This is a genomic window from Moorena sp. SIO3I6 (genome assembly GCF_010672095.1).
The window spans coordinates 1-1,619 of sequence record NZ_JAAHHU010001155.1; the positions used below are offsets into that span (position 1 = coordinate 1).

General features: G+C 40.1%; 1 protein-coding gene. It reads left to right on the plus strand.

The window, feature by feature from the left end; genetic code table 11:
• Window positions 1-1,205, plus strand: a 1,205-nt coding sequence (locus F6K49_RS47185; protein WP_293109418.1) for a response regulator, incomplete at its 5' end; no start/stop codon positions are given.
• Window positions 1,206-1,619 lie beyond the last annotated feature (414 nt).

Genomic DNA, 1,619 nt, shown 5'->3' on the forward strand with positions numbered 1-1,619 from the left:
CTGTGGAAACAGATGGTGAAAGTGCGATTGAACAAGTTAACTATAATCAACCAGATCTAATTCTATTGGACGTAATGATGCCAGGAATTGATGGATTTGAGACTTGCAAAAGACTAAAGGCAAACCCCTCAAATCGAGACATCCCGGTAATTTTCATGACCGCACTGACTGACACAGTTGATAAGGTCAAAGGTCTTTCCATCGGAGCCGTCGATTACATCACCAAACCGTTTCAACAAGACGAGGTATTGGCTAGAGTAAGGATACATCTACAAATAATAAATTTGACTAGAACCCTTGATGAGCAAAATGCCCGTTTGAAACAAGAAGTTGCGGAACGTGCGGCGGCGGAAACGAGGTTAAGTAAAACTTTCCAACAGCTTAAGGAAGCCCAAGAGCAAATTATTGCCACAGAGAAACTAGCATACCTCGGCACCTTAACTGCAGGGGTTGCCCATGAACTGAGGAATCCTCTCAACTTTGTTAACAATTATGCCGAAGGTTCGATGGAGTTAGCTGAGGAACTCATCGAAGAATTTAAAATACAATTAGAGCATATAGAAACAACAACAGCTAGCTATATCAAAGACACCTTGACAGAACTGCGAGACAATTCTCTCGCTATCAAACGTCATGGTCAAAGAGCCGAGGGCATCATTCAAAGTATGATGCAGCATGCCCGAACTGACAGTACTCAACTCCAACTGACTGACCTCAATACTGTATTAGCCCAAGCTATCCAGTTGGCTTATCACAGTGTTCGTGCCAAGAATCATCACTTCAATGTCACGATTAAAACTGACTATGATGATTCCATTGGTCAACTGGAGTTGGTGTCTAGTGATATTAGTCGTGCCTTCATTAACATTATCGAAAATGCTTGCTATGCCCTCCAGAGCAAGCAGAAGAACATCGGTGAAGCATTTACCCCCATGCTTTGGGTGAAGACATTGCGCTTAAGTGACTCAGTAGAAATCCGGATTGGTGATAATGGTACTGGTATCCCACCTGAAATTAAGGAGAAGATCTTCCATCCTTTCTTTACTACTAAACCTACGGGAGAAGGAACAGGCTTAGGATTATCCTTAACCTATGATATCATCATTGGGCAGCATAGAGGAACACTCAATGTGGACACTGAATTGGGAGCTTATACCGAATTTATAATTTGCCTACCCTTCACGAATTTAGGCAGCAGCAATTGACACTACTTTGGTCATCATACATTCACAAACCAGCAAACATAATCAAATAACTTTACTACTCTAGACTGTTACTTGGTCAAGAGTTAATGGGAATTATATAGATAGATCACCTCCACTATTTTTAGTAGTGTTCATAATCAACATTTTTTTTCGTAATTGCTAATCGGTCATGGCTAATCGGTCATGGCTAATCGATCATGGGTAAGCACAATTATAAATTACTTATTACAAATTACTTATTTGACTGATTACCCATTACTAAATACCCATTACTAAGTGGTAATCCTAAAGGGGAGATAAAATTACATGACATCTGCAAAAAAAATCATCCTTGTTGTGGATGATGAGCTGGAATTAGAACGTCTCATAAAACAGCGACTTAGAAAACGGATCAGAACTCAAGAGTTGGACTTT